This window comes from Vibrio sp. 10N.222.55.A1, assembly GCF_041473835.1.
GTDB lineage: Bacteria > Pseudomonadota > Gammaproteobacteria > Enterobacterales > Vibrionaceae > Vibrio > Vibrio crassostreae_C.
This window is the reverse complement of sequence record NZ_JBFRSX010000060.1, coordinates 1-20,850: the sequence shown is the minus strand read 5'-3', so window position 1 is coordinate 20,850 and position 20,850 is coordinate 1. Positions and strand designations below refer to the sequence as shown.

The 20,850-nt window shown below is 44.8% G+C and carries 15 protein-coding genes, 4 tRNA genes and 1 pseudogene; 8 read left to right on the top strand and 12 right to left on the bottom strand.

Annotated elements, in window-relative coordinates; translation table 11 throughout:
* The first annotated feature begins 6 nt into the window (after positions 1-6).
* Positions 7-627 (top strand): DMSO/selenate family reductase complex B subunit, encoded by a 621-nt coding sequence (locus AB4493_RS17110; protein WP_004733360.1) that lies wholly within the window; start codon positions 7-9, stop codon positions 625-627.
* Between the two features lies 1 nt (position 628).
* Positions 629-1,474, top strand: a complete 846-nt coding sequence (locus AB4493_RS17105) for a dimethyl sulfoxide reductase anchor subunit family protein (protein ID WP_372155496.1) — start codon at positions 629-631, stop codon at positions 1,472-1,474.
* A 174-nt stretch (positions 1,475-1,648) separates the two neighbouring features.
* On the opposite strand, the gene AB4493_RS17100 is transcribed toward AB4493_RS17105, so the two are convergent.
* The gene (locus AB4493_RS17100; RefSeq protein WP_017069172.1) at positions 1,649-2,887 is read right to left on the bottom strand and encodes a CinA family nicotinamide mononucleotide deamidase-related protein; all 1,239 of its coding nucleotides are present in this window, start codon (positions 2,885-2,887) and stop codon (positions 1,649-1,651) included.
* A gap of 210 nt (positions 2,888-3,097) precedes the next feature.
* Between AB4493_RS17100 and AB4493_RS17095 the strand changes: the two genes are divergently transcribed.
* Both AB4493_RS17095 and AB4493_RS17090 read left to right on the top strand, forming a co-directional pair.
* Positions 3,098-4,006, top strand: coding sequence for a DUF3943 domain-containing protein (locus tag AB4493_RS17095; RefSeq protein WP_017069173.1), 909 nt, complete (start codon positions 3,098-3,100; stop codon positions 4,004-4,006).
* Between the two features lie 267 nt (positions 4,007-4,273).
* Positions 4,274-4,786: a glycine cleavage system protein R gene (locus AB4493_RS17090; RefSeq protein ID WP_017069174.1), complete on the top strand. Its 513-nt coding sequence runs from the start codon at positions 4,274-4,276 to the stop codon at positions 4,784-4,786.
* 73 nt (positions 4,787-4,859) lie between these two features.
* On the opposite strand, the gene nspC is transcribed toward AB4493_RS17090, so the two are convergent.
* From nspC to uvrY, 10 genes and pseudogenes are all read right to left on the bottom strand, one after another.
* Positions 4,860-5,999 carry a carboxynorspermidine decarboxylase gene (nspC, locus tag AB4493_RS17085; protein WP_372155495.1) on the bottom strand — a complete coding sequence of 380 codons (1,140 nt, stop codon included), beginning with the start codon at positions 5,997-5,999 and terminating at the stop codon, positions 4,860-4,862.
* A gap of 199 nt (positions 6,000-6,198) precedes the next feature.
* Positions 6,199-7,452, bottom strand: coding sequence for a carboxynorspermidine synthase (locus AB4493_RS17080; protein WP_017061002.1), 1,254 nt, complete (start codon positions 7,450-7,452; stop codon positions 6,199-6,201).
* A gap of 8 nt (positions 7,453-7,460) precedes the next feature.
* Positions 7,461-10,400: a pyridoxal phosphate-dependent class III aminotransferase gene (locus AB4493_RS17075; RefSeq protein WP_372155494.1), complete on the bottom strand. Its 2,940-nt coding sequence runs from the start codon at positions 10,398-10,400 to the stop codon at positions 7,461-7,463.
* A gap of 1,279 nt (positions 10,401-11,679) precedes the next feature.
* Positions 11,680-11,755 (bottom strand) — tRNA-Gly (locus tag AB4493_RS17070).
* 32 nt (positions 11,756-11,787) lie between these two features.
* A tRNA-Leu gene (locus AB4493_RS17065) sits at positions 11,788-11,874 on the bottom strand.
* A gap of 80 nt (positions 11,875-11,954) precedes the next feature.
* Positions 11,955-12,030, bottom strand: a tRNA-Gly gene (locus AB4493_RS17060).
* Between the two features lie 36 nt (positions 12,031-12,066).
* Positions 12,067-12,140, bottom strand: a tRNA-Cys gene (locus AB4493_RS17055).
* A gap of 266 nt (positions 12,141-12,406) precedes the next feature.
* Positions 12,407-12,964: a CDP-diacylglycerol--glycerol-3-phosphate 3-phosphatidyltransferase gene (pgsA, locus tag AB4493_RS17050; RefSeq protein WP_017061490.1), complete on the bottom strand. Its 558-nt coding sequence runs from the start codon at positions 12,962-12,964 to the stop codon at positions 12,407-12,409.
* A gap of 46 nt (positions 12,965-13,010) precedes the next feature.
* On the bottom strand, positions 13,011-14,843 hold the full coding sequence (gene uvrC / locus AB4493_RS17045) for an excinuclease ABC subunit UvrC (protein WP_029235668.1): 1,833 nt from the start codon (positions 14,841-14,843) through the stop codon (positions 13,011-13,013).
* 15 nt (positions 14,844-14,858) lie between these two features.
* Positions 14,859-15,498 (bottom strand): annotated as a pseudogene (gene uvrY / locus AB4493_RS17040) (UvrY/SirA/GacA family response regulator transcription factor).
* A 426-nt stretch (positions 15,499-15,924) separates the two neighbouring features.
* Here uvrY and AB4493_RS17035 point away from each other — a divergent pair.
* On the top strand, positions 15,925-18,288 hold the full coding sequence (locus AB4493_RS17035; RefSeq protein WP_372155493.1) for a DNA polymerase II: 2,364 nt from the start codon (positions 15,925-15,927) through the stop codon (positions 18,286-18,288).
* A 93-nt stretch (positions 18,289-18,381) separates the two neighbouring features.
* Here the strand turns inward: AB4493_RS17035 and AB4493_RS17030 are convergent, their stop codons facing one another.
* Positions 18,382-19,149, bottom strand: coding sequence for a hypothetical protein (locus tag AB4493_RS17030; protein ID WP_017061494.1), 768 nt, complete (start codon positions 19,147-19,149; stop codon positions 18,382-18,384).
* Positions 19,150-19,286: 137 nt separating this feature from the next.
* On the opposite strand from AB4493_RS17030, the gene yeiP reads away from it, so the two are divergent.
* The 3 genes from yeiP to AB4493_RS17015 all read left to right on the top strand — a co-directional run bounded on the left by yeiP (position 19,287) and on the right by AB4493_RS17015 (position 20,826).
* On the top strand, positions 19,287-19,856 hold the full coding sequence (gene yeiP / locus AB4493_RS17025; RefSeq protein ID WP_017055115.1) for an elongation factor P-like protein YeiP: 570 nt from the start codon (positions 19,287-19,289) through the stop codon (positions 19,854-19,856).
* 10 nt (positions 19,857-19,866) lie between these two features.
* On the top strand, positions 19,867-20,196 hold the full coding sequence (locus AB4493_RS17020) for an HI1450 family dsDNA-mimic protein (RefSeq protein ID WP_004741258.1): 330 nt from the start codon (positions 19,867-19,869) through the stop codon (positions 20,194-20,196).
* A 147-nt stretch (positions 20,197-20,343) separates the two neighbouring features.
* On the top strand, positions 20,344-20,826 hold the full coding sequence (locus AB4493_RS17015; protein WP_017061495.1) for an RNA methyltransferase: 483 nt from the start codon (positions 20,344-20,346) through the stop codon (positions 20,824-20,826).
* The last annotated feature ends 24 nt before the right edge of the window (positions 20,827-20,850 follow it).

The window sequence follows — 20,850 nt, the reverse complement described above, 5'->3', positions numbered from 1 at the left end:
GTTGGAATGAAACAATACGGCTTTTACATTGATTCAAGTAAATGCACGGGTTGTAAAACCTGTCAGCTTGCTTGTAAAGATTATAACGATCTAGACATCAAAACGAACTACCGTCGCGTATACGAATATGCCGGTGGTGGCTTCACTCAAGATGGTGATACCTGGGTTCAGAAAGATGTCTTTTCTTACTACCTATCTATCGCTTGTAACCACTGTACTAACCCAGCGTGTGTGAAAGTGTGTCCTTCGGGCGCAATGCACAAACGTGATGAAGACGGTTTGGTTGTGGTTGATGAGAGCGTATGTATTGGTTGTCAGCACTGTAGCAATGCGTGTCCTTACGGCGCACCACAATACAATGCTAAGAAAGGTCATATGACGAAATGCGATGGTTGTTACCAACGTGTTTCTGAAGGCAAACAGCCTATCTGTGTTGAGTCTTGCCCACTTCGTGCATTGGAGTTTGGTGAAATCAATACACTTCGTGAGAAGTACGGCTCTGGTGCGGATGTGGCTCCACTGCCATCTTCAACAGAAACGCTACCAAACATCGTGATTAAGCTGAACAAAAACGCGAAGCCGACTGGCGATACCAGCGGTCACCTAGCAAACCCGAAGGAGGTGTAAGATGATTTTTCATGAGTGGTCTTTAATCTTCTTTACGGTGCTGGCGCAAACTGCGGTTGGTGGTTACTTACTGATTGGCGCACGTGCACTGGTACTTGGTCATGACGAAGAGAAGCTGAACAGCTACAAGGTTCCAATGTTTATCCTATGGGCATTAATGGGGCTTGGTTTTATGTTCTCGACAACGCACCTTGGCTCTCCACTGCGCGCGTTTAACGCTTTTAATCAGCTAGGTTCGGCTTGGTTGTCTAACGAAGTGTTCTTCGGTGCGGCATTCTTCGCTGTCGGTGGCCTGCAATGGTTACTGTCGGTAGTCAAGAAAGGTGGCGTTGCTATCCAGAAAGCACTGATGGTTGGCGCGATGGTACTGGGTGTTATCTTCATGTACGCGATGATCAACGTATACATGATCAACACAGTACCGACGTGGGACAACATCTACACACCACTGAGCTTCATCATGACGATGGTTGTGGGTGGCTTTCTGTTATCTCAGTTCGTGATTGTATTCGCAAACGACAGCCGCTTTACGGTTGACCGTAACATCACCATGTTGGCTGTTATCGCTGTTGCTATCAGCTTGCTTGTGACAGTAGGAAAACTGAACCTAATCGGAGACATCCAAACTTCAGCGGCAAAAGCGTCTGAGTTAGTCGATGGTTTAGGTAGCTATGTGATTCTTCAAGTGGCACTGCTAATGGCAAGCTTGTTGATTTGGATTCTACCTATGCTGAACAAAGCAAAAGTGAACCCAGTTAACCTTGGCTTAGCACTAGTATTGTTCTTGGCTTCAGAGTTAATCGGCCGTGGTTTGTTCTACAGCCTACATATGACAAGCGGTTTGTAATCGAGTTCTTACAGACATGAGTTGCGTGTAAACATCGCTGCTTGTTTGGTTATCTAGAAGGCTAGATAAACAAAAGGCCCAACACCTATTTAGATGTTGGGCCTTTTTATTTCGTTTTTTCTAGCGTTTTTAATACAGACTTAGCGAGTTCGCTTACATCGTTAGCTTACATAGCTACTTAATGATAGCCGCTGGAATAAACATGTCTTTTAATCGCTTAACCGAAGAATAAGTACCAAACATCGGTTTGTTGTCTAAATGCCTTCTCAGCATATCGGCGGCAACGGTCTTAATCACGTTGCGTTGGTCTTCACGCGAGTACTGACGATAAAACTCAAGTACCTGCCCCCATTCGCCTGCTTCAGTCGACAATGCAACGCTGAATGTGTTGCCTTCCAGCTTACCAGTCACCAAAGCCAATTCAGTTCCGCACTTATCTCTTGTTGCTCCAGCCAGCGCAAAGGTCGCGGCTAATGGATCGCTCTTTTCAAGTTCGCTCTCTTTTGGCTCAGCCATCACCCATGAGTGTCCGAAGCAATCTTCTATCTGCTCATTCAATTGCAGCCACGCTGACAGTGAACCTTTGGTCGACACTTCAGACACAGATAACGTCTTCTTTTTTTCCGCCATGATGTGTCCAATATGGTCAATCATCGGCTCATCAACACTAACGACATTACTCTCTAGCAGCTTGTAAACCATCTGCAGAAGCTTAACGCGAGTTTCTAAGTCTGCCTTAGGACCAAACAGTTTGACCTCAATGAACGGCAGATAAGAGCGATAACCAAGTTCATAACCTTCTGGCAGCTTTAGTTGATCCAAAACATCAGAGATACCGGACTCAGACAAACCAAACGTAAACAGTCGACTGCATTCAGAGGCAACCACTTGAGGGTAGGTACACGACAAGTCAGGAAGAATCTCAAACGTCACCATGCGCTTGAATTCACTTGGTACACCCGGCGTGAAATAGAAAGTCGCATCGTTAATTTTCAGTTTGAAGCCACAAGCCGTCCCCACAGGGTTATCGACAATCTCTGAACTCGCAGGTAACAAAGCTTGTTTAAGGTTGCTGTCTGGCATTGGCATGCCACGTCCAGAGAACATCTCTTCCATACGAGCAAGCCATTCAGGGAACATGACGAGTTTCTGCTCGGAAGCAGCTGCAGCGGCGGCAGCACTCATATCATCGGTTGTCGGGCCTAAACCACCATTAACGATAACCACATCATAGTTAAAGCTCAGCATCAGCAGTTCTTCAACAAGAGCATTCATTTGATCACCCACAGTTGAGCGCTTAGCAAGCGCAAAACCATGCTGATAAAACTCAGCAGACATCCAAGCTGCGTTTGTATCTACAATGTCTCCATGAAGAACTTCTTCACCTGTGCTTAACATTGCGATTTTCGTCATATTTCTATCCCTTGTTGTCATAAAAAGACACTGCATTATTTACAAACTGGTCTATGGTTGAATTTGGAGCAATTCGCCTTTTTACTAATATTAATAATGTTAAACCTAAGGTTTTCTTAGGAAAAGCTATAAATTATTAGTTCCCTAAATCAGGCATTTAATAGATAATTGTGACCCTGATCAATTCCAAACTTTGTCATGGAGACCCTTGTGGCCAAATCACCGTTACTAGCAAAGGTTACTGCCGCATTTTCAATGCTAATGTCAGTTAACTCGGTTGCAAGCCAATACGACTTCGACCAGCCAATCAACCTTTCTTACTCGGATGAATGTGCTCAAGATTACTGTTTTAATGACAACTTGTACACCTACAAGCCTAGTACCAATTACGCACTGAGCGAGTCGAGTGATGAGTACGACTTCTCAATCCAACAACCAAAACACATGTTGGTGAGTCAGGAGAAAGATTGGGATTACCTAATGGGTCAAACCTACACCATTCTTGGCTTGAGTGTCGCGACAGTGGGTCTAATGACTCTGCTCCCTGAAAGTATTACTAAGTGGGATGATGACCAACGTGATATCAGCTCATTAGGTAAAAAGTGGAAAGATAACGTTTCTGCTGGTCCAACATGGGACCGTGACGAACACTTCCTAAACTACGTAATGCACCCATATTTCGGTGGTGTTTACTACACCGCAGCTCGACACGCAGGTTACGACGAGTTTGAGTCATTCTTATACTCTTGGACTATGTCGACGTTCTTCTGGGAATACGGCGTAGAAGCGTTTGCAGAAGTACCTTCATGGCAAGATCTCTTCATCACACCTTTCTTCGGTGCGGTTGTCGGTGAAATGATGCTAGAAGCAGAGCAGGATATCATTGCTTCAGGTGGCGAAGTGATGGGCTCTCAAACCATGGGTGATGTGTCGCTATTCTTCCTTAACCCTGTTGGACACATTCACTACTGGGTAAGTGACGCATGGGGCGGTGATGCAGAAGTTAACCTGAATACTAACCCTTGGTGGGATAACCAAGACGCTGCACGTTTTGCTTACGATGCTGGCGCACCATACGACTCTCAGTTTGTTGGTATGAACTTCAAAGTAACGTTCTAATTCGTCTCTAGTACTACTCAATATAAGTTATTGAATATAAGTTGCTGAATCATCAATCACAGTGACAACTCTTCTAAAAAGCGGCTCTCTAGCCGCTTTTTTTGTGCCCTACTCTTCATTCTCTTTTTTTGCATCGAAGCTTAGTTTCAAAAATTGACCTAGGTCAAACATTGTTCGATGTAACCTTCTACACTGAAATTAAAGAACTTTATCGCGTGATATCAAACATTTAATTAGCAAAGAATAATTGAAACCTTGGGGGCTGATATGAACAGTACATTTATCGTAAACTTTATCGGAAAAGCATCACCAGCAACAATCAAACAGCTTGCTGCGGTTACTCACGAAAACGACGGCAAATGGCTCATCAGTAAAGTGAACTTTATTGAAGACCAAGTCGCAGGCGTACTAAAGGTTCAACTTCCAGCCATCAACGAATCGATTGTAAAAGAAGCGTTCAGCGCCAATCCAGATCTCATCGTGCAGTTTGTCGATTCCGATCATACATACAATGTTCAAGACACGGTCCATCACTTGAGACTCGACTCTAACGACCGAGCAGGTATCGTCAACGAAGTGACTCATGTATTGGATAGACAAGGAATCAGTATTCTCGATATGGATTGTCACCGCGTCTTTATCGCTGGTGGCGGCGGTGTTAGCTCAAGTCTATTCACATCAAAAATCGCCGTTAAGCTGCCAATCGAAGTACAGATCGACGACGTAGTTAATGAACTCGAAACGCTCAGTGAAGATACTCGTGTGATGATTGAAAGCTAAATAAACAAAATTAAAGAACAAAAAAGAGCAGCTCATTAGCTGCTCTTTGTATTGCTCTGAACTTGTGATTCAGTTACTTAACTGACCATTGTGATAATGAGCGTTTGAAGTCTTCATAGCCGAATTCATTTAGCTTCTGAACTTCACCACTGCTACGTTCACAGAAGATTGAAGGCATTTTAAGGCCATTGAACCAGTTCAATTTCACCATTGTGTAACCCGCGCTGTCTAACAGATGCAGCTTTTGACCAATCTTAAGTGGCTCATCAAAGCTCGCTTCGCAGAACTGATCGCCCGCAAGACATGAACACGAACCAATCACGTAGTCATGGCTGCCTGTTTCTGATGCTTCCAATACTGATGCGGGCTCATTGTAGATAAGCGTGTCAAGGCGGTGCGCCTCAGTCGCTGAATCCACAATCGCTGTTTTCTTCACGTTCTCAACAATATCGACCACTGTCACAACTAGGTCGGTTGTTTTAGTGATGATCGCTTCACCCGGCTCAAGATACATCTGCACACCGTGCTTTTCAGAGAAGGCTTTCAGCGCAAGACCGAGTTTTTCGATGTCATAGCCAGGCCATGTGAAGAACACACCTCCGCCCATGCTCACCCAGTCCAACTTATCTAAGTGCTCACCAAACTGTTCTGAGATTGAATCAAGCAGGCCGATAAACGCATCGACGTCTTTGTTCTCACAGTTCATGTGGAACATCACACCATTAATCTCATCGAAAATTTTTGGTTTGATGTGGTCAGCTTGCACGCCCAAACGCGAGAATTGACGTGCTGGATTCGCCAAGTCTTGCCCTGCGTAGCTCACGCCCGGATTTAAACGTAAACCCAGTGAAGCTTTACCTTCAACAATATGACGGTAAGCAGCAAGTTGGCTTTGAGAGTTGAAGATCATCTTGTCGCAGATGTCAGCAACCTCTCTCACGTCATCTTCACTGTAGCCCACACTGTAAGCATGAGTTTCACCGCCAAAAGTTTCGTGACCTAATTTCACTTCATAAGGGCCAGAACTAGTAGTACCGTCTAGGTACGGTTTGATGATGTCAAACACGCCCCAAGTCGAGAAGCACTTAAGCGCAAGTACCAATTTCACACCTGAAATCTCTTTCAGTTGCTTGGCTTTTTCTAAGTTCGCAATCAACTTGTCTTCGTTGATCATGAAATATGGGGTTTTTAGTTCTTCTTTCTTAAACGTCATTTTTGTAAACACTCAAGCAGCATCTATAGATGGAAAGGTAAATTAACAATTTTGGTGTTATTTATTTTGATTTTGTCCTGTCCGAGCGCAGTGAGTTACAAAATCAAAATAAATGATACCAAAGCTTCAAGGCTATCATCATCGAAAAGGGAACAATCCATGTCCCCTTTAATTAGCAATCAAAACAAGAAATCAGTTCTTATTTTTTCAGCTCATGAATCACTGGAAGACCTTGGCCTGCTTCAAGCTCTTGAACATGCCAATCTAGACCAATTTCCGGCATAGTTGCTAGGAACGGATCTGGATTTAGCTGTTCCATGTTGAACACGCCTTTATCAGCCCATTCGCCACGGAAGAACTGAAGTGCAGCGGTAATCGCTGGAACACCAGTTGTGTAAGAGATCGCTTGGTGCTCTACGTCTTCGTAAGCCACTTCGTGGTCTGCGTTATTGTAGATGAATACGCTACGCTCTTTACCATCTTTCTTACCTTGAACCCAAGTACCGATACACGTTAAACCAGTGTAACCCGGAGCTAGAGATGTTGGATCCGGTAGTAGTGCTTTAAGAACATGCAGAGGCTGAACCACAGTACCATCGTGCAGTGTTAGCGGATCTGGGCTAAGAAGACCGATATCACGCATGCAGTTGAAGTAGTTCAAGTATGCATCACCAAAGCCCATCCAAAATTCGATACGCTTAGCTGGGATGAACTCTTTCATTGAACGAACTTCATCATGCGCCATTGAGTAAACTTTGTGAGAACCACAGTTCGGGAATTCAAACTCAAGCATACGAGAGTGACAAGGTACTTGTTTCCACTCTTCATTTTCCCAGTAGAAAGAATCGCCTTGGATCTCAAGCATGTTGGTTTCTGGGTCAAAGTTTGTCGCAAACTTCTTGCCGTGGTCACCAGCATTCACATCCATTACATCAATTGAGTCAATCTCATCGAACAAGTGCTTAACCGCGTATGCAGCAAAGATTGATACCACACCTGGATCGAAACCAGCACCAAGAATACCTGTGATGCCGGCTTCAGCGAACTTCTCACGGTAGCCCCACTGCCAATCGTAAGCTTGTGGTACTTGTTGGCCTTCAGAACATAGGTCAACCGCTACCGATGTATCTAAATAAGAAACTTTAGATTGGTAACATGCTTCCATGATTGCCATGTTTACCCAAGGAGGACCAGCGTTGATCACTAGATCCGGCTGAACTTCTTTAATCAAAGCAACAAGCGCATCAACATCATCAGCGTCTACTGAACGTGCTTCTAGTTTCTTAGTTGAATCTTTAAGGTTGTTTTTGCCCTTGATAGATTCGATGATTTTTTCACACTTCGCGATTGTGCGAGAAGCGATTGTGATATCACCCAGTACTTCGTTATTTTGTGCTGCTTTGTGTGCAACAACCCAACCAACGCCGCCTGCACCAATTTGTAGAATAGCCATAGTATTAATTACCCTTGTTGTTCTGCTAGCTCAGTGGCTAGAGTTTGAATTTTGTTAATTAGAGATTTGAAATCTGATGTCTTTAGGCACGGATTCAAGATAGTGAATTTAAGCGCACTCTTACCATCCACGACCGTTTCACCGAGTACTGCAACACCACGAGTCAGCGCTTCCAGTCTTAGCGTTTGATTCAATTTGTCTAAATCTAGCTCGCCGTTTGCTGACGGCTTAGATCGGAACAGCACTGTTGATAGTGACGGCTCTGCGAGTAGCTCTAAGCCAGCTTGGTTTTGAATCAGGTCTGCCACTTCTAGCGTTTGCTCAAGAAGATGGTCGTACATATCACCCAACTGCTTTGGTCCAACGCTTTGCATCGTCATGAAGACTTTCAATGCATCGAAACGCCTGGTGGTCGCAATAGACTTATCGACTAGATTTGGCAGTTCATCGTGTTCGCGGTTTAGGTAATCTGCGTGATGTAGAAGGTACTTAAAGTTCGCTTTGTCTTTCAACAATACCGCGCCGCAGCTGATTGTTTGATAGAACAATTTGTGGAAATCGACACTCACAGAGTCCGCTTTTTCGATGCCTTGTAAGCGAGCCTTGTGGCTACTCAAGATAAGCGCGCCACCGTAAGCACTGTCGACATGGAACCAAAGGCCTTGTTGGCTTGCGAGGTCTGCAATCGCATCAAGGTCGTCGATAGCACCGTGATCGGTTGTACCCGCCGTACCGACAACAGCAAAAGGAATCAACCCTTGTGCTTTAAGCGCTTTCACTTCTGCATCTAACAAATCAGGCTTGATAGTGCCGTTTGCATTGGTATCAACACAGCACACTGCCGCTTCGCCTAGCCCTAGTAGAGAGGCTGACTTTTGAACCGTGAAGTGAGATTTCTTTGAACATAAGATACGCAGCTTGCTCGCGTATTCTGGTAAGCCAAGCTTTTGGATAGAATGACCATTGTGCTTATCCGCAACCCAGTCTCTCGCAAGCAGTAAACCCATTAGGTTACTTTGCGTGCCTCCGCTAGTGAAAACACCGTCAGCTTGTGCGCCAAGTTGGTACTTGTCACACATCCAATCAACCACGCGCTGCTCAACATAAGTTGCAGCCGATGCTTGGTCCCATGAATCCATTGATTGATTCAACGCCGCGATAATCGATTCCGCTGCTACCGAAGCCATAAGAGGAGGAGTGTGAAGGTGTGCAATGCAATCTGGGTGTTGCACGAAGATGGAGTTTGCAGCGACAAGGTCTGCAGTACTATCTACAACATCAACCAAAGCGTGTTGGTTGTTGTCTAGGTCGACAGCCTTGATAGCAGCCTCTAGCACTTTTGGTTCTAGACCTGAGTATGGCGTTTCAACCTGCTCGAAAACCGCTTTCATCGCCTGAGTGGTTTGGTTCATGACGTTAGCGAATTCGTCGCTACCGCCTAAGCCTGTGTGAATGAAGTGCTTGTTCCATTCTTGGTTTGCTTGTTCGCTTGAAGCTGGGTCTTGTTGTAAGCCACCACCAGCTGCGATGATCGCTTCTTCCATTACGCGGAGTGCAAAGTCAATCTGCTCAAAAGAGATAATCATTGGCGGAAGGAAACGAATTACCGAGCCATCACGACCACCCTTTTCAACCATCAAGCCACGCTCTAACGCTGCTCGTTGAATCGCTAGGGTTAGTTCGCCGTCTGATTGTGGTTCGCCAAACTTGTTAAGCTCACCATTTGGTTGTTTGATCTCAGCACCGAGCATCAGGCCTTTACCACGAACTTCAGCAATACAGCTAACGCGTGATTGAATCTTCTCTAACCCATGACGTAGGTATTGGCCTGCAATGTTCGCGTGCTCCACCAAACCATCTCGCTCGATGATTTCCAGTGCTTTAGCACCAGACACCATTGCTAACTGGTTACCACGGAATGTACCGGTATGTTCACCCGCTTTCCAAGTATCGATGCTCTTGTCGAATACAAGCAGCGACATAGGCAGTCCGCCACCGATCGCTTTAGACAAACATAAGATATCAGGGTTAACGCCTGACTCTTCAAACGCGAATCGATGTCCTGTTTTGCCGACACCACACTGAATTTCATCAAAAATCAGTAGTATACCGTGCTCATCACAGATGCGACGTAGGCCTTGTAACCAAGATGCTGGAGCAGGAATCACACCGCCCTCACCTTGCACAGGCTCAACGATCATCGCCGCCGGTTTCATGATGCCAGACTCGTCATCATTCAACATACGTTCGATGTAACGAATGCTCGCGTTAGCACCCGCTTCACCACCAATACCAAACGGGCAGCGTAGGTTGTATGGGAAAGGCATGAAGTGCACATCAGACATCAAGCCGCTACGACGCTCTTTAGTGCCGAGGTTACCCATCATACCCATGGTGCCGTTCGTCATACCATGGTAAGCACCACGGAAAGCAAACATGGTGTTGCGACCTGTGGTTTGCTTGGCGAGCTTGATCGCCGCTTCCACAGCGTCAGCGCCAGATGGGCCACAGAATTGAAGAACCGAGTTATTTGAAAAGTCTTGAGGAAGAAAAGCTTTAACTCGCTTGATAAACGTCTCTTTTGCTTGAGTCGTGATATCAAGTGTTTGGTATGGCAAACCAGAATCGAGTTGGTCTTTAAGTGCTTGGTTAATCTCAGGGTGGTTGTAACCCAGAGAAAGTGTACCTGCACCGGCTAAGCAATCGAGAAAGAGTTGGCCACGAGTGTCTTCAACTAAAGCGCCACATGCTCGTTTAATAGCAATAGGCAGGCGTCTTGGGTAAGAGCGAACATCCGACTCATGCTGTTCTTGCTCTAGCAAAATAGCGTCAGGTGTTAGGTCGTACGTTCCCTCTAAGATAGGAACCATAGTTGAAAATGAATTTGCGATAGTATTGATATCGACTTCAAAGGCGGTAGTCATAAAAGTCCCCTTGAATGTGTTCATACTCACCTCCATCAGACGCAATTACCCACCAACTCTCGTTAAAGTTGGAGAGAGTTCATAGTGAAGTACACGTATTGTCTAGAAATGAGATATAGCTGTACGCTCGCATAAGTCAAATGACGAATACGAAATTAAGCCGTCTTAAGACAGCGATAAATTGTTAGCGTGAGCTCAAGGTTCAGTAATGCTACTGTTTTGAAGAATTGGACATTTTTGCAGGATCGGGCAGCTATGAGGAGCTGGTCCCTTTGGAAATGCAGAGCTGATTAGCAATGTTGTAATTAGTGTGTTCAATGTTGGGTTTCCCATTAACATGACGAACTGCGCCATAAGTATCCCGTCTATCAGCTAAAGGACTAGCCAATACCTACCCTACGTAATGTCCCAATCAGCAAGAATGGTCACTACGCGTATCCCCCAGAAGCAATCGTTGCTCTTCTTGAACATTTTCATTCCGAGATTGCGCGGGAAAGTAACATAAAGTGAAATGAACGATCAATAGTTTTTAGTAATAGCTTGATAAATAGCAGCGGTGGCTAAGCAATTGCTGTAAATATCGTCACACTATCGTTTGGGAAAGAGATCCCCGGTTCATTCGTTCCTCATACCCGAGGATGACGACGTGGGGTTATAAACGTTGCTAGAGAAGCTTTTAGGTCATGGCGTCACTCCCTAGAGCGAGGTATGAATTCATAGAGAACCCCTTACAACATGTCATTGTATTGCTTTATTCAAGAAACTATCTGATGCAATAGATTAAACTGAAGTTAATCAGCAAGCGGCAAGAGATCCCCGGTTCATTCGTTCCTCACACCCGAGGATGACGACGTGGGTGTACAGGCGGTGTTAGTGATGGCTTTGAGGCTGTGGCGCCTTTCCGTCATTCCTTAGCCTGAAGAATGAGTTCATTGGGAGTCCCTTACAACATGTCGATGTATTGTTTTATTCAGAAACTATCTGATGCAATAGATTAAACTGAAGTTAATCAGCAAGCGGCAAGAGCTCCCCGGTTCGCTCGTTCCTCACGCCCGAGGATGACGACGTGGATTTATAAACGTTACTAGAGAGACTTTGAGGTCATACCGTCTTTCCGTCATTCCCTAGCACGAGGAACGAGTTCATAGGGAATCTCGCTTTTAAAAACTAACTTGATTGCAAAATTTGAAACAGAGATAGAAATGAATGTTGAGTGCGGATTCGAACAAGAAGAGTTCTTAAACGTAAAAGCTAAACGTCAGAAACCAAAAAGCCCGAACATTTCTGTTCGGGCTTCTTAATTTGGAGCGATACATCGGGTTCGAACCGATGACCTCAACCTTGGCAAGGTTGCGCTCTACCAACTGAGCTAGTATCGCATTTGCTTTATCGAGATAAAGACTTTAATAGATGGTGCCCCGGGCCGGACTTGAACCGGCACAGCGCGAACGCCGAGGGATTTTAAATCCCTTGTGTCTACCAATTCCACCACCAGGGCACGCAATTCTTTATTGCGATGCCGATTACTGAAAAGTAAAACACCATCTTAATGCTGACGCCAATCAACATTACAAAATTTGGAGCGATACATCGGGTTCGAACCGATGACCTCAACCTTGGCAAGGTTGCGCTCTACCAACTGAGCTAGTATCGCATTTTCATTCAAATTCTTTCTAGAAGAAAGAGAGAATGGAGGCGCCTCCCGGAGTCGAACCGAGGTCCACGGATTTGCAATCCGCTGCATAGCCACTCTGCCAAGGCGCCTTAGTAACTCCAATCGAATCGCTCATTGCCATCCTCTTGGGTACGAGATGCATTCTACGGATTCAGACGATTGAGTCAATATTATTTTTGTATTTTTAATTCGTTTGAATAGATTTCATACGAAACAGGCCAAATAGCTGACTTTATGTTCAAAACACACTGTGAGCGGGTTATTCAAAGGAGATCTATATCACATTAGATATCCACTATTGATAACTTAACCTTAGGTTAAAGATCAAAAAAGCGAGCCTCAGCTCGCTTCTTCATCAATGATGTTTTTCGTCTAACAAATCGTCTTTGGCAGCCATCAAGTATTGTGCCATTGACCAATAAGTAAGAACGGTGGCGACATACAGTGCAATGTAACCTACCCACACCATCCAGTCGTCGTATCTCCAGATAAGTACCCAAAGAGCGAACATCTGAGAAACCGTTTTGACTTTACCAACCCAAGATACCGCAACACTTGCGCGTTTACCGATTTCAGCCATCCATTCACGAAGCGCTGAAATGATGATCTCACGAGCAATCATGGTCACGGCTGGAATAGTTATCCAAATAGAGTGGTAATGCTCTGTAATCAGGATAAGAGCCGTAGCGACCAACACTTTGTCAGCCACAGGGTCAATGAAGGCACCGAAGCGAGACGTTTGCCCTAACTTACGAGCTAGCATGCCATCTAGCCAATCAGTGAAACCGGCTACCCAAAACACCATCGCAGCAGCGAAAGGAGCCCATTGATAAGGTAGATAGAAAACGACAACGAATACTGGGATCAAAAATAGTCTCAGTAAGGACAAAATGTTAGGTATATTCAAACGCATATTATTGGGCTCTTATTAATTGCGCTTTAATGGTGCGGGATTTTTACTATTGTTTCAATGCTTGATAAATGTTTTCTGCCAAAGAATGACTAATGCCCGGCACTTTGGCTATTTCTTCGACAGTTGCACGCTTAAGTTCTTGTAAGCCACCCATATATTTCAGCAAAGCTTGACGACGTTTAGGTCCTACCCCTTCAATTCCTTCCAAAGCACTGGTTCTGCGCGTTTTACCACGTTTCGCCCTGTGCCCTGCAATCGCATGATTATGGCTCTCATCACGAATGTGCTGGATAAGATGCAGCGCTGGTGCATCGCTAGGTAAATTAAACTCTTCACCTTCAAGGGTTACCAAAGTTTCTAAACCCGGTTTACGCGTCACGCCTTTCGCAATACCCATCATTCTTGGTCTAAACGGCCAATCACCCCAATATTGAGAAATGATCTCATGAGCGCGGTTTAGCTGACCTTTACCACCATCGATAAAGATGATGTCTGGGATCTTGTCGACATCGAGTTGCTTCGAATAACGTCTCTCAAGCGCCTGAGCCATCGCTGCATAATCATCGCCACCTGTAATGCCGGTGATGTTGTAACGACGGTACTCTGGTTTAACCGGGCCTTCTTGATTGAACACCACACACGACGCAATCGTGCTTTCACCCATGGTATGACTGATATCAAAACATTCCATGCGCTTGATAGCATCCATCGACAGCACTTCTTGGAGCTCTTTGAAGCGCTGATTAATCGTCATCTTGTGATTAATCTTGGTGGTAATAGCCGTCAATGCATTGGTATTAGACAATTTAAGGTAACGACCTCGAGTACCTGAAGGGTTGGTATTGAAGTGAATCTTACGACCCGCTACTTCACACAAGGCTTCTTGAATCGGTGTGACATCTTCCATCAAATCGGCATTGAGAATCAAACGGGTTGGGATGGTTCTCGCTTCACTATGCGCAAGATAGTATTGGCTTAAAAAGCTCGAAAAGACCTCTTCTCGCACCGTATTGTTGGGAATTTTAGGGAAATGGCTTCTACTGCCTAAAACCTTGCCTTGGCGAATCATCAAGATATGAATACACGCTACGCCATTCTCTTGAGCAAATCCCAACACGTCCATATCTTCCATTGAATCGTCAGATACGTATTGTTGTTCTTGCACACGTCGAATCGCTTGGATTTGATCACGGAAAGCGGCAGCTTGTTCAAAACGAAGCTCACGGCTTGCCTTGTCCATTTTGTCGATGAGCGTCTCAAGGACTAATTTGTCTTTCCCTTGCAGGAACAGACGAACGTAGTCGATAAGTTCACTGTACTCTTCATCAGAGATGATTGAGCTAACACATGGCGCAGCACAACGACCAATCTGATACATCAAACACGGGCGCGTTCTATTGGCATAAACCGTATCTTCACACTGGCGGGCAGGGAAAATCTTTTGGATTAGGTGTAGCGTCTCACGCACAGCGCCGGAATCAGGGTAAGGACCAAAGTATTCGCCCTTTTTCTTCTTAGCACCACGGTGCATCGACAAACGAGGATGCTTGTGACCGCTAATAAAAATATAAGGGTACGACTTATCATCACGCAAAAGTACGTTGTATTTAGGCAAGTACTGCTTGATGTAGTTGTGCTCAAGAATGAGCGCTTCTGTTTCCGTGTGCGTTACAGTGACATCGATCTTGTCAATATTACTAACTAGAGCGCGTGTTTTTTCACTGTCGACTTTTTTACGGAAATAACTGGAAAGGCGTTTTTTGAGGTTCTTAGCTTTACCGACGTAAATAACGGCAGCCTCGGCGTTATACATTCGATAAACGCCGGGCTGCTCTGTTACTGTCTTGAGGAATGAGACTGAGTCAAACAAGTTGGTCACTATACGATCTCAGTGTTAAAGGGTCTCAGTGTCTAACATTCCATGTCTAATCGCTAAATGCGTCAGCTCTACATCGCCACTGATATCCAGCTTACTGAACAAGCGGTAGCGGTAACTGTTAACTGTTTTAGGACTTAGATTGAGTTGTTCTGAAATATCCGTCACTTTCTGACCTTTGGTAATCATCATCATGATTTGAAGTTCACGTTCAGATAAGTCTGCGAATGGATTTTCAGACGCAGGCGAGAATTGGCTCAAAGCCATCTGCTGCGCAATTTCTGGTGAAATGTATCGTTGGCCACTATTAACCACTCGAATTGCATTTACCATTTCATCCGGACCTGCCCCTTTAGTAAGGTAACCAGCAGCTCCAGCTTGCATCACTTTAGTTGGAAACGGATTTTCCGTATGAACAGTTAAAACGATGATTTTAACATCAGGGTTGAAACGCAAGATCTTCTTGGTTGCTTCTAAGCCACCAATACCAGGCATATTCATATCCATCAAAATAACGTCAGTATTGTTAGTACGACACCATTTTGCAGCATCTTCACCGCTTTCAGCTTCCCCTGCTACGTTCATTCCACGGACGAATAATACGTCGTATCCCTGTGCGAACCAGCTCGTGATCATCTACAAGGAAAACATTTATCAAACTTGTATCTCCACACTATTAATTGGCTCTGCAACCACTGTGTCATTTCATCTGTTTGAAACAATTGAACAAAGGAACAGTGGATCGCAGCATTGAGTACATCTTAACTTAATTACTAAAAAAAAGCTCTGTTGAATATGTGCTGAAACACGAACTTTAGCAAGTACTTATTAACAAATAAGCTAACTAAAACAACAAGCTTTTTCTAAAAATCAACCAGTTAAAACAACACCCAATAAAATTACATAAGATAAAGATATTTTCAATACCATTGAATAACCATTCGCGACAATTTCACTTATTTGCTTATAGAGTCCCGTTATTTGCCTCTACTAACTAGAATTTAGTTAGTATTTTTACTGCCTTTTGTGCGCAGAGGGTCGCTAGATGGTAGTATTCGATTCCCCATTTCAATAGGTTACTACATTGGATATTCAGCAAGGCTTTGTACTCACAAGACAAGCAAGAGATTTTTCAGGGCGCACACAAATCGACTTGTGGTTAAGCACCCCTCAAGGCCCTACTCTGCTGACGATTCAAAATGAAAAACCGGTATTTTTTGTCGCTCAATCTGACGTTGAGGCATGTCAGGCAATCGCAGCGAAAGAGTCGATCGATTGCCAATTTAAGCCTCTAGAATTAGCCACATTCGAGCAAACACCTCTCGCCGCGTGTTACACCTCACTGTCGAGAAGCAGCTTTGGTTTAGCGCAAGCCTTTCACAACGAAGAAATCCAAACCTTTGAAAGCGATATTCGACTCGCCGATCGATTCTTGATGGAACGTTTTATCAAGGGAAGTATTGAGTTCACCGGATCTGCTGTGCAAAAAAATCAGCATCGTCGAGTCTCAAAGGCAAAATGCCGAGCAGGTGATTACTTACCCAGTCTATCTGTGGTCTCGCTTGATATTGAGTGTTCGGAAAAAGGCGTGCTTTATTCAATTGGCCTAGACAGCCCTATGGACAGCCAAGTCATCATGGTCGGCGAAGCACAACAAGCTGAAACCAATATCCAATGGGTTGCCAACGAGAAAGCGCTACTTGAAGCCATGATAGCTTGGTTCTCTGAATTTGATCCTGACATCATCATTGGCTGGAATGTTATCGACTTCGATTTTAGGCTGCTGCACAAACGTTCAGAATGGAACGAAGTGAAGCTCAACATCGGCAGAGACAACCAACCGAGCTTTTTCCGCAGTTCTGATCAAAATCAGCAAGGTTTTATCACGATTCCGGGGCGCGTTGTCTTGGATGGTATTGATATGCTCAAGACAGCGACCTACCACTTCCGTTCTTGGTCTCTTGAGTCGGTATCGCAAGAGCTGCTTGGGGAAGGCAAAGACATCCATAACGTTCATGACCGTATGGATGAGATAAACCGAATGTTTAAGTTCGATAAACCCTCACTCGCTAAGTACAACCTTCAAGACTGCGTACTGGTAAACAGCATCTTCGAGCACACTCACCTACTCGACTTCGCGATTGAGCGCTCTCGATTAACCGGTGTTGAGCTGGATCGCGTTGGTGGCTCTGTTGCGGCCTTTACTAACTTATATCTGCCTCAAATCCACAGAGCGGGTTATGTCGCACCGAACTTAGAGCCAGAGAATTGGATTGCGAGCCCCGGCGGTTATGTGATGGATTCAATTCCCAATCTGTACGACTCGGTTTTGGTACTCGATTTTAAGAGCCTGTATCCATCGATCATTCGCTCGTTTCTGATTGACCCTATGGGACTAATTGAAGGGTTGAAGCTTGAACTAGGCCCAGCAGAAAACCAAGCCGTTGATGGCTTTCGAGGTGGGCAATTCCACCGCTCTAAACACTTCTTGCCCGAGATGATCGAAAACCTTTGGGCTGCACGTGATGTGGCGAAGAAGAACAACGAGAAAGCGTTCTCTCAGGCGATTAAGATCATCATGAACTCATTCTATGGTGTGTTAGGTTCGTCTGGTTGTCGTTTCTTCGATACCCGGTTAGCGTCTTCAATTACCATGCGTGGACATGAGATCATGAAGCAAACCAAGGTTCTGATCGAAGACAAAGGCTATCAAGTGATTTACGGCGATACCGATTCAACCTTCGTGTCTCTGAACGGCAGTTATGATCAGCAAAAAGCAGACGAGATCGGGAACACACTGGTCGCTTACATCAACGATTGGTGGACGAATCACTTAAAAGAGACCCACAACCTAACCTCAATACTCGAATTGGAATACGAGACTCACTATCGCAAGTTTCTAATGCCGACCATTAGAGGTTCAGAAACCGGCTCGAAGAAACGTTATGCCGGATTAATCACTCAAGGCGATAAAGAAAAGATCATATTTAAAGGGCTTGAGAGTGCACGCACCGATTGGACACCTCTCGCACAGCAATTCCAACAAACCTTGTATGAGATGGTGTTTCACGATCAAGATCCAACCGACTACGTCAGACAGTTTGTTGATGAAACCTCTGCTGGCAAACATGATGATTTATTGGTGTATCAAAAGCGCTTACGCCGCAAATTACATGAATACCAAAAGAACATTCCGCCGCAGGTTCGCGCAGCTCGTATGGCCGATGAGATCAATGCTCAGTTAGGGCGCCCTCTTCAATACCAAAATAAAGGACGCATTGAGTATTTGATTACTCTGAGTGGCCCTGAGCCCAAGGAGTATTTAAAGAGTGGTATCGATTATCAGCACTATATCGACAAGCAGATTAAACCGGTCGCAGAGGCAATACTGCCCTTCATCGGTTTAGACTTTGAAAGAGTTAGTGGGCAGCAGTTGGGTTTGTTCTAGCACTATATTCAATATGCTCTTAAAACGAAAAAAGCAGAGATATGTTCTTCAGCACACTCTGCTTTTTAGTATCAATGGATCGGTTATAAATCTCTATCCGATTCTGAACTCGGTTTTCTGATACTGCTTAATCAACCACTCACCAAAGCCATCAAGAATACCGATCACCGAACGTTTAGGGATTGGTCGACCAGAAAGTAAAATGCCCAACCTTTGGATTTCGACTTCTCGATCTGGGTGATACTTCAAGAACTGTTGGCCACATTCAACAGGATCATCGTACCAATATTTATCGCGGTACATCACCAGTGAGTAACTCGCCCGTAGAAGCTTCTTGGCAATAATCACCTGCGCAGCGACTTGTTGTTCTGGCGTTGTCGCTCGTGCGATCTTGTTGCGATACACCGCCAACCAGTTTTCCGCATCCATATTCCAGTGCTTAGCGATTTCCCAACTTGTTTCAAAATCACCATAGCAGTCTGATAAGTCTTCACCATGCACACACACGGCTAAATGCTTGAGCATAAAACCCCAAGTGAAGATATTGTCGAAATCGACTATCTCACTCACTAAGGTAGTTTTTATCGCCACTTGAGTTACCTGCGGGAAGCTCTTTTGGAAACGCCATTTGATGGTGTTCAACAAAGTGGTTCGTTGGTCAGGAAACGGTCGATGGGTCACCACAACCACATCTAGATTGGAGCGACCGAAGACGGCTTGCTTACGAGCCACACTGCCATAAATATAAATACTGTGCAGATTAGATCCTAACCCACCTTTTAGAAAGGTAATCAGATCGTTAACCACAGGTTGAAATTCAGGTTGAAAAGGCTGTGTTGGGTCAATAACGGGTAGCTGCATAGGTCGTTTCGGTAAATAAAATAATGATTTAACTATAACTCTATGATCGCCTAGGTGACTTTATGATTCAAGCTATTCCTATTTATAGCATCTCCGAGATATAATCAGCGGATAGACCCACTAAGGACAAACACAAAATGCCTAGAGCAAGTGAAATTAAAAAAGGTTTTGCTATCACAGTAGAAAGCAAAACAGTGATCGTTAAAGATATCGAAGTAACAACACCAGGCGGCCGTGGCGGCCAAAAGATTTACCGCTTCCGTGGTAACGATGTAGCAACTGGCGTTAAAACTGAAGTTCGCCACAAGGCTGACGAAATTGTTGAAACTATTGACGTAACTAAGCGTGCAGTAATGTTCTCTTACGTTGATGGCAACGAGTACATCTTCATGGACAACGAAGATTACACACAATTCATCTTCAACGGTGAGACTATCGAAGACGAACTACTGTTCATCAACGAAGAAACTCAAGGCATGTACGCGATCCTTATCGACGGCAACGCTGCAACGCTTGAGCTACCAACATCTGTTGAACTAGTTATCGAAGAGACTGATCCTTCAATCAAAGGTGCATCAGCGTCTGCTCGTACTAAGCCTGCTCGTCTTTCTACAGGTCTTACTATTCAAGTACCTGAATACATCGCGACTGGCGACAAAGTAGTAGTAAACACTGCTGAACGTAAATACATGAACCGCGCAAGCTAAGATACTTATTATGACCGAAGCTAACGACCTAATGTCTTATGACGACGCAATTGACACTGCATACGACATCTTCCTAGAGATGGCACCTGACAACCTAGAGCCTGCAGACGTGATTCTTTTCACTGCTCAGTTTGAAGATCGTGGCGCAGCAGAGCTTGTTGAAACTGGCGATGATTGGGTTGAACATGTTGGCTTTGAAGTCGACAAAGAGATCTACGCTGAAGTGCGCATTGGTCTTGTGAATGAAGCTGATGACGTTCTAGACGACGTATTTGCTCGCATGTTAATCAGCCGTGATCCAGAACATAAGTTCTGTCACATGCTGTGGAAACGCGACTAATACCGCTGTTGACGCTCATCTGCATGAGTAAACAAGTATTCATGTAAGCGAGTTAAAAGTTAGCCGAGCCCATTGCTCGGCTATTTTTATCACGCTATTTTCCATCGTGATTCATCACTTTCATCATCAACGTTAGATTCACTGATTATGACCAAAGCAAAAACAGACACACAATCAAAAGGCTATGCCTGCATTGGCCTAGTTAACCCAAAGACGCCAGAAAACGTAGGCTCAGTGATGCGAGCAGCTGGCTGCTACGGCGCCAACTCTGTGTTTTACACTGGCACACGCTACGACCATGCGCGAAAATTCCATACCGATACCAAAGAAAAGCACTTAGCCCTGCCTTTGATTGGTGTTGAAGAGCTGAAAGATATTATTCCAGTAGGCTGCGTGCCGGTTGCTGTTGATCTGATTGAAGGTGCTAAGCCTCTACCTGATTACAAGCACCCACCACGTGCGTTTTACATTTTTGGCCCAGAAGATGGCACGCTAAAGAAAGAAATCACAGATTTCTGTCGTGAGACGATTTACGTTCCGACCAACGGCTGTATGAATCTAGCGGCATCAGTGAATGTTGTGCTTTACGACCGACTGGCGAAAGGCGATAACTTTTCGAATCATAAGTAAAAGAAACGAGATACGAGATACGAG

Coding starts and splice junctions, on each gene's coding strand:
- pgsA (WP_017061490.1), bottom strand. CDS start 12,964: ATGCGTTTGAATATACCTAACATTTTGTCCTTACTGAGACTATTTTTG.
- AB4493_RS17030 (WP_017061494.1), bottom strand. CDS start 19,149: ATGCAGCTACCCGTTATTGACCCAACACAGCCTTTTCAACCTGAATTT.
- nspC (WP_372155495.1), bottom strand. CDS start 5,999: ATGACGTTTAAGAAAGAAGAACTAAAAACCCCATATTTCATGATCAAC.
- AB4493_RS17110 (WP_004733360.1), top strand. CDS start 7: ATGAAACAATACGGCTTTTACATTGATTCAAGTAAATGCACGGGTTGT.
- AB4493_RS17020 (WP_004741258.1), top strand. CDS start 19,867: ATGACCGAAGCTAACGACCTAATGTCTTATGACGACGCAATTGACACT.
- AB4493_RS17105 (WP_372155496.1), top strand. CDS start 629: ATGATTTTTCATGAGTGGTCTTTAATCTTCTTTACGGTGCTGGCGCAA.
- AB4493_RS17080 (WP_017061002.1), bottom strand. CDS start 7,452: ATGGCTATTCTACAAATTGGTGCAGGCGGCGTTGGTTGGGTTGTTGCA.
- AB4493_RS17090 (WP_017069174.1), top strand. CDS start 4,274: ATGAACAGTACATTTATCGTAAACTTTATCGGAAAAGCATCACCAGCA.
- AB4493_RS17015 (WP_017061495.1), top strand. CDS start 20,344: ATGACCAAAGCAAAAACAGACACACAATCAAAAGGCTATGCCTGCATT.
- AB4493_RS17075 (WP_372155494.1), bottom strand. CDS start 10,400: ATGAACACATTCAAGGGGACTTTTATGACTACCGCCTTTGAAGTCGAT.
- yeiP (WP_017055115.1), top strand. CDS start 19,287: ATGCCTAGAGCAAGTGAAATTAAAAAAGGTTTTGCTATCACAGTAGAA.
- AB4493_RS17100 (WP_017069172.1), bottom strand. CDS start 2,887: ATGACGAAAATCGCAATGTTAAGCACAGGTGAAGAAGTTCTTCATGGA.